This is a genomic window from Parahoeflea olei, assembly GCF_001703635.1.
GTDB classification, from domain to species: Bacteria; Pseudomonadota; Alphaproteobacteria; order Rhizobiales; family Rhizobiaceae; genus Hoeflea; species Hoeflea olei.
Map to the genome: position 1 here is coordinate 24,649 of NZ_LQZT01000014.1, position 6,900 is coordinate 31,548.

Consider the following 6,900-nt stretch of genomic DNA (forward strand, 5'->3'; position numbering starts at 1 on the left):
CTTGCCTCCAACACCTCGTTTCTCGACATTGCCGAGATCTGAGCAGACTTCGTTGCGGCGGGTGCGCGCGAGTTCGAAGGCCACGCCGGCGATGCGCTCGATTTCGAAGGTGTCGTAGACCTGGGTGTCGATGCCGCGCTTCTGGCCGTTGCCGAGATCGATGATCTCCTTGGGCTCGCCGAAATAGACGCCGCCGGTCAGTTCGCGCACGATCAGGATGTCGAGACCTTCGACCACTTCCGGCTTGAGCGAGGAGGAGGCGGCCAGCGCCGGGTAGCAGATCGCCGGGCGCAGGTTGGCGAACAGCTCCATGTCCTTCCTGAGACGCAGGAGGCCGGCTTCCGGACGGACCTCGTAGGGCACGCTGTCCCATTTGGGGCCGCCGACGGCACCGAACAGCACCGCGTCCGCCGCCATCGCCTTGTCCATGTCGGCATCCGAGATCGCCGCGCCATGGGCGTCATAGGCCGATCCGCCGACCAGGCCCTCGTCGGTGACGAAGCCTGCGCCCTCGCTCTGGTTCATGTGGGCAATGACCTTGCGGACCTCGGCCATGGCCTCGGGGCCGATACCGTCGCCGGGAAGAAGGAAGAGGGAGCGAGACGTCATGGATCATGCCTTTCAATGTTTGAGTGGCCGCGAAGAGCGGGCCAGCAATAAAATCCGCGCTGACGGGAATCAAGCGGACCGGAACATCAGCCTTGCCGCAGCCGCGCTGCGCGGCAGCGTCGAGATCCCTCCGGGGCGAAACGCCGCCGGCGCCCGGTCATCAGATCTTCCTGATCGCGACCACCGCGTTGGTCCCGCCGAAGGCGAAGGCATTGGACATCGCCACCGCGACGGTGCGCTCGCGCGCCACATTGGGCGTCACGTCGAGGTCGCACAGCGGGTCGGGCGTGGTGTAGTTGATGGTCGGCGGAATCACGCCTTCGCGGACGGCGTTCACGCAGGCGATCATCTCGATCGCGCTCGATGCGCCGAGGCAGTGGCCATGCATGGATTTGGTCGAGGACACCGAAACCGTGTCCGCCGCCGCTCCGAACACCTCCCGGATCGCGCGGGTCTCGGTCTGGTCGTTGGCCTGGGTGGCGGTGCCGTGGGCGTTGATGTAATCGACCTCGGCCGCGGACATGCCGGCATCCTCGAGGCAGGCGCGCATCGCCCGCGCCGGGCCTTCGAGGGTGGGATTGACGATGTCGGACGCATCGGCCGACAGCCCGACGCCCGCGACCTCGGCCAGGATCGTGGCGCCACGGGCCCGGGCATGTTCATAGGATTCGAGCACCGCCACCGCGGCCCCGTCGCCGAGCACCAGCCCGTCGCGGTCGGCCGAAAACGGGCGACAGACCGAACGCGCCAGCACGCGCAGCGATTCCCACGCCTTGAGCGGTCCGTAGATGAGCGCCAGTTCGGCGCCGCCGGCCAGCATCACGTCGGCGCGGCCAAGCCGGATCTGGTCGACCGCGGACACGATGGCATGGTTACCCGAGGCGCAAGCCGAGGTGACGCCGAACACCGGCCCTTCGAGCCCGAGCGAGATCGACACATGCCCGGCAGGGCCGCTCGGCATCACCCGCGGCACGGTGAAGATATGGGCGCGCTTCTTCTTCTCGAGGAAGATGTCGACATAGCTCTGGTCGACGGCATCGGTGCCGAACACGCCGACGCCCATCACCGCGCCGGCCCGTGGGGCCTCGAAGTCGCCCGGCTCGAGCCCGGCCTGGCGCATCGCCTCGCGGGCGGCGACCACGGAGAGCCGGCTGATGCCGCTCATGGTCAGGCTCTGGCGCTTGTCGATGCCGTCGTCATCCGGATAGCCGGTAATTTCGCAGCCGACGCCGATCTTGAGGTCGCGGGTTTCGAACGACAGCGGCCCGCAGCCGTTGCGGCCCTGCTTCATGCCGCTCCAGATGGTATCGGCGTCACCGCCGAGCGCGCACAGTCCGCCGATGCCGGTGATGACGACGCGCTTCCGGGTCATGGTCAGTGCTGCGCCGCGATGAGCGTCTTGACCATGTCGATCATGTCGCCGACGGTCTTGAGCGATTCCCAGGCTTCCGCGGTGTTGAGGTCGATTTCGATATCGTATTTGTCCTCGATATCCATCACGATCTCGGTCAGGGCCAGCGAATCGATCTCGAGCTCGGCGAGCTCGGTGTCGCGCGTGATCTGGTCGGCTTCGATTTCACCGGCCGATGCGATCAGGGCGATGGTCGAGCTTTCGATATCGTCTGCCATGTAACGTTCCTTCACCTCGCGCCCGAAAACCGAGCACGCCAAGATCAGCGCAAGCTGTTCGGTTGCCTGTCGTCTTTAAAGCCAGGGCCGGTTGTCCGAAGCATTTGCTTCGTAATTATCGATGGCGCTTGCCTTTTCGAGAGTCAATCCAATGTCGTCAAGCCCGTTCAGAAGGCAATGCTTTTTGAAGGGATCGATATCGAATTTGATCATGCCGCCGTCGGGGCCGCGGATTTCCTGCTGTTCCAGGTCGATCGACACGGTGGCGTTGGCGCCGCGCTGGGCGTCATCCATCAGCTTGTCGAGATCTTCCTGGCTGACAACGATCGGCAGAATGCCGTTCTTGAAGCAGTTGTTGTAGAAAATGTCGGCGAAACTGGTCGAGATCACGCAGCGGATGCCGAAGTCGAGAAGCGCCCAGGGGGCATGTTCGCGCGAGGAGCCGCAGCCGAAATTGTCGCCCGCCACCAGGATCGTGGCATTGCGCCAGGCCGGCTGGTTGAGCACGAAATCCGGGTTTTCCGAGCCATCCTCGTTGTAGCGCGCTTCGGCGAACAGGCCCTTGCCGAGCCCGGTGCGCTTGATGGTCTTGAGATAATCCTTGGGGATGATCATGTCGGTGTCGATATTGACGACCGGAAGCGGCGCGGCAACGCCGGTGAGGCGGTTGAATTTTTCCATGGCGTGAAAATCCTGTCTGTCTGTGCCGGAGCATTTAACAAACATGGAACCGAAAAAGAAGAGCAAAGCCGCCGTTTCGGCGCGGGAACATCGGATCGCGATCCGCGCCTGCGGCTTTGGCGCTGCCGGCGGGCAGGGCAGGGGCGCGCGGAAGCTGCCGCGCCCGCGCCTGCCCGCGCTGTCGGGATCCTACATGTCGATGATGGTGCCGCGGCCGTCATTCCAGACGCGGTAGCCGTGCTGCTTGTCCGCCTGGCCGGTGCGGGATTTGGTCGGACGTGCCACGGCGGGCTGCAGCCGCCCGGTCATCCGGGACGCAAGCATGATTCCGGCGGTGGTCACGGCCAGGACCATCGCCAGCGCCAGGCCGGCGAATGCGGCGACAACCAGGCCGAGGCCCATACCCAGTGCAACGAGTGTTCTCATCTGTTTCTTCCTTAACGACAGGCTTTAGATCTGGGGATGATGGCGGCACCGTTCAAGACCCGCTTCCCGGCTGCGGCAGCTTGTCCCGCCCTTGCGCGCCGATCTCCGGGGCGGGTCGCGGCGACCGGCTCTTGCAAGCCCGCACCGGGGCGGGCCATAACAGCGGCATGACCAAGACCGCCACCCCTCGCCCCGTCCGGCCGCGCCGCTCGATCCTCTACCTGCCCGCCGGCAATGAGCGGGCGCTCGCCAAGCTCGCCGGGCTCGACTGCGACGGCGTGATCTTCGACCTCGAGGATTCCGTGGCGCCGGGCGCCAAGGAAGAGGCGCGCGAGAGCCTGAGGCGCTTCTTTGCCGATGGCCGTGCCGCGGCCCTTCCCGCCGGCATGGAAAAGATCATCCGCATCAATGCGCTGACTTCGCCCTGGGGCGCGGAGGATTTTCTGGCCGCCCGCGGCTGCCGTCCCGACGCGATCCTGATCCCCAAGGTCGATGCCCCCGACGACATCACCGCGGTCGAGGATGTGCTCGAGCAGACCGATGCGCCCGCAAGCCTGCGGCTGTGGGCGATGATCGAGACACCGCGCGGGGTGATGAATGCGGGCCGGATCGCCGCCATGGCGCGCACCGACGGCGCGCGGCTCGACTGTTTCGTCACCGGCGCCAACGACCTTCTCAAGGAGACGGGCGTGGCGGCGCTTCCGGGCCGGCCGTGGCTTGCGCCGTGGCTGATGCAGATCGTGCTTGCCGCGCGCGCCTACGGGCTCGATGTGCTCGACGGCGTCTACAACGATTTCCGCGATGCGGCCGGGCTTGAAGCGGAATGTGACGAGGGCCGGGCCATGGGGTTCGATGGCAAGACGCTGATCCATCCGGCCCAGATCGCCGCCGCCAATACCGCTTTCGGGATCGATCCGGACCGGCTGGCCGAGGCACGCACGATCGTCGATGCTTTCGCACAGCCCGAAAACCGCGACCGCGGCGTCATCGGCCTCGATGGCCGCATGGTCGAGCGGCTGCATCTCGACATCGCCGAGAGGCTGATCGGCAAGGCGGCGCGCATCGCCGCGCGTGAAAAAGGAGACCCTGCGCCATGAAACTCTACCGCTTTCTCACCGGCGTCGATGATTCGGCGTTCTGCCACAAGGTCAGCCTTGCCCTGTCGAAGGGCTGGCAGTTGCACGGCTCGCCGAGCTATGCCTTCAACGCCGAGACCGGCGTGATGCAGTGCGGCCAGGCGGTGACCAAGGATGTCGAGGGCGTCGACTATCACCCCGACATGAAGCTCGGCGAACAATGACCATGCCCGCGCTCGCCTATGACGACGCCCGCACGTCCACGCTGGTGGCGCTCAGGCGCGAGCTGCACCAGGCGCCGGAGATCTCCGGCGACGAAGCCGCCACCGCGCTCAGGATCGTCGATGTGCTGACCCCGCTTCGCCCCGACCGGCTGGTCACGGGGCTGGGCGGCCATGGCGTGGCGGCGGTGTTCGACAGCGGCGTGCCCGGTCCGTCCGCGCTGTTTCGCTGCTAGCTCGACGGGCTGCCGATCCGGGAGATGTCCGGCTCCGCCTGGCGCTCGCGGATCGGCGGCCGTGGACATCTGTGCGGCCATGACGGGCACATGGCGATCGTCTCGGGGCTCGCCATGGCGCTATCGGCGCGGCGGCCGGCCAGGGGCCGGGTGACGGTCCTGTTCCAGCCCGCCGAGGAAACCGGCGCCGGGGCGGCGGCGGTGATCGCCGATCCGGCCTTTTCCGGCCTGCGGCCGGATTATTCCTTTGCGCTTCACAATCTTCCGGGGTTGCCGATGGGCGCGGCCGGGATTTGCCGCGGGCCGGCCAATTTCGCTTCCGAGGGCTTGCGCATCGGGCTTTCGGGCAAGACCGCGCATGCCTCCCAGCCCGAGGCCGGGGTGAGCCCGGCGGAGGCGCTGTGCGCGCTGGTCTCGGGCCTGCCGAAGCTGCCCGTCGACCTCGGGCTTGACCCCGACGCGGCGCTGGTGACGCTGGTGCATGCGCGGCTCGGCGAAGCCGCCTTCGGCATTGCGCCGGGCGAGGCCCAGGTCTGGGCAACGCTGCGCAGCGTCAGTGACGCCACCCAGACCCGGCTGATGGAGGCCGCGCGCGCGATCGCGCAAAAGACCGCGGCCGCCTGCGGTCTCGGCGTCGAGCTCGGGACGGAAGACCGCTTCGCCGCTTGCCACAATGACGGCGAGGCAGGCGCTCTCGTCGAACGGGCCTTCGCCGCCGAGCAGGTCGAGACCGTGGCGCTCGACCGGCCGTTCCGCTGGTCGGAGGATTTCGGGCTGTTCGGTTCGGTGTCGAAATCGGCGCTGTTCGTGCTCGGCGCGGGCACCGACACGCCGCGGCTGCACAATCCCGATTACGATTTTCCCGACCAGCTGATTCCGCTCGGCGCGCGGCTGTTCGAACGCATCGCCCGGGATCTCTGCGGCTAGCGCACCCCACTCCGGATCGGCCGGGGACTGGGTCGGGGATTGGGCCGGGAAGGGGGAAGCTCAGGGAACCTGGGCTTCGAGCCGTTCCATGTCCTCGTCGGAGAGGCCGAAATGGTGGCCGATCTCGTGGATCAGAACATGGGCGATGATGTCGCCCAGCGTTTCCTCGTTTTCGGCCCAATAGTCGAGGATCGGCCTGCGATAGAGCAGGATGCGGTTGCTGAGTTCGCCGGTCTCGATGGTGAAGCGTTCGCCGAGCCCCCGGCCTTCGAACAGCCCGAGCAGGTCGAAGGGGGTTTCGAGGCCCATGTCCTCGAAGACGTCGTCTTCGGGAAAATCCGCGATGATGATGGCCAGGTCGCCGGTGAGCGCATGGAACTGCTTCGGCAGCTTGCCGTAGGCCTCGATGGCGAGGGATTCGAATTCGCTCAGGGACGGCGCATGCCGGTCCCGCCAATCGCCTGTCTGGTCAATACGCCCCATGAATAAACCTTAACCTGTGTGGCGCTGCATGACCACATCCCGGCATATAGGGGAAGCCGACGGATTTTTCGAGAGCAAAGCGCCGGGCGCGGCTGCAGGGCGTCGATGCGACGTCAGCCTCCACGCGACTTGACCCTTCGCAGACACCGTGAGGGGTGGGCCGAGGCCGGAGTGCCTATTTGATCGAGAACTCCACCGGCGCGATGATGGTGCGGTTGACGCCCGGCGGCGGTGCGGGGACCGGCGAGGCACGGCGCACCAGCGACAGCACCTCGGCGTCGAGCTCGGGGAAGCCGGAGGAACGGGCCAGCGAGGCCGACAGCACATTGCCGCGCTCGTCGATGGTGAAGCGGATCTGGACGGTGCCCTGCTCGCGGCGGCCGCGCGCACCCGACGGATAGCGCTTGCGCCGCTCCAGATGCGTCATCAGCCGGGATTGCCAGCGCGCCGGCGACTGCGCGCCGGTGCCCATGCCGGCATTGTTCTGCCGGGCGGCGTTGCGGTCGGACTGGCGGACCTGGGCGGCGGCCTGGTTGGTGGCGCGCGACGCCTGCGCCTGCTGCTTGCGCACCGGGGGCTTCTGGGTTTGCGGCTGTTTCCGGCGCGGCTTCT

Annotated in this window: 8 protein-coding genes and 2 pseudogenes; 3 read left to right on the forward strand and 7 right to left on the reverse strand. The window is 66.9% G+C overall.

From position 1 onward, the window contains the following. The 5 genes and pseudogenes from AWJ14_RS22795 to AWJ14_RS11555 all read right to left on the reverse strand — a co-directional run. Positions 1–609, reverse strand: a pseudogene (locus AWJ14_RS22795) (isocitrate/isopropylmalate family dehydrogenase); the annotation flags it as partial. Positions 610–769: 160 nt separating this feature from the next. Then, positions 770–1,981: a beta-ketoacyl-[acyl-carrier-protein] synthase family protein gene (locus tag AWJ14_RS11540; RefSeq protein ID WP_066178903.1), complete on the reverse strand. Its 1,212-nt coding sequence runs from the start codon at positions 1,979–1,981 to the stop codon at positions 770–772. A gap of 2 nt (positions 1,982–1,983) precedes the next feature. Continuing rightward, the gene (locus AWJ14_RS11545; RefSeq protein ID WP_066178906.1) at positions 1,984–2,238 is read right to left on the reverse strand and encodes an acyl carrier protein; all 255 of its coding nucleotides are present in this window, start codon (positions 2,236–2,238) and stop codon (positions 1,984–1,986) included. Between the two features lie 75 nt (positions 2,239–2,313). Continuing rightward, complete coding sequence (gene leuD / locus AWJ14_RS11550) at positions 2,314–2,919, reverse strand: 3-isopropylmalate dehydratase small subunit (RefSeq protein WP_066178908.1); 606 nt, start codon at positions 2,917–2,919, stop codon at positions 2,314–2,316. Between the two features lie 189 nt (positions 2,920–3,108). Further along, a complete protein-coding gene (locus AWJ14_RS11555) occupies positions 3,109–3,345 on the reverse strand; it encodes a hypothetical protein (RefSeq protein WP_245304241.1) in 237 nt (78 codons plus the stop codon). A 167-nt stretch (positions 3,346–3,512) separates the two neighbouring features. On the opposite strand from AWJ14_RS11555, the gene AWJ14_RS11560 reads away from it, so the two are divergent. The 3 genes and pseudogenes from AWJ14_RS11560 (at position 3,513) to AWJ14_RS11570 (ending at position 5,805) form a co-directional block, all read left to right on the forward strand. Then, positions 3,513–4,442 carry an HpcH/HpaI aldolase/citrate lyase family protein gene (locus tag AWJ14_RS11560; RefSeq protein ID WP_066178912.1) on the forward strand — a complete coding sequence of 310 codons (930 nt, stop codon included), beginning with the start codon at positions 3,513–3,515 and terminating at the stop codon, positions 4,440–4,442. Then, positions 4,439–4,645 carry a DUF1737 domain-containing protein gene (locus AWJ14_RS11565; protein WP_066178915.1) on the forward strand — a complete coding sequence of 69 codons (207 nt, stop codon included), beginning with the start codon at positions 4,439–4,441 and terminating at the stop codon, positions 4,643–4,645. The genes AWJ14_RS11560 and AWJ14_RS11565 overlap by 4 nt, the downstream gene beginning before the upstream one ends. Further along, positions 4,642–5,805: pseudogene (locus tag AWJ14_RS11570) on the forward strand (amidohydrolase). The gene AWJ14_RS11565 and the pseudogene AWJ14_RS11570 overlap by 4 nt, the downstream one beginning before the upstream one ends. A 60-nt stretch (positions 5,806–5,865) precedes the next feature. On the opposite strand, the gene AWJ14_RS11575 reads toward AWJ14_RS11570, so the two are convergent. Together AWJ14_RS11575 and AWJ14_RS22800 are read right to left on the reverse strand one after the other, a co-directional pair. Then, positions 5,866–6,288: a metallopeptidase family protein gene (locus AWJ14_RS11575; protein ID WP_066178918.1), complete on the reverse strand. Its 423-nt coding sequence runs from the start codon at positions 6,286–6,288 to the stop codon at positions 5,866–5,868. A 175-nt stretch (positions 6,289–6,463) separates the two neighbouring features. Next, positions 6,464–6,900: TonB family protein (locus tag AWJ14_RS22800; protein ID WP_245304242.1), on the reverse strand; the 437-nt coding region annotated here is incomplete at its 5' end.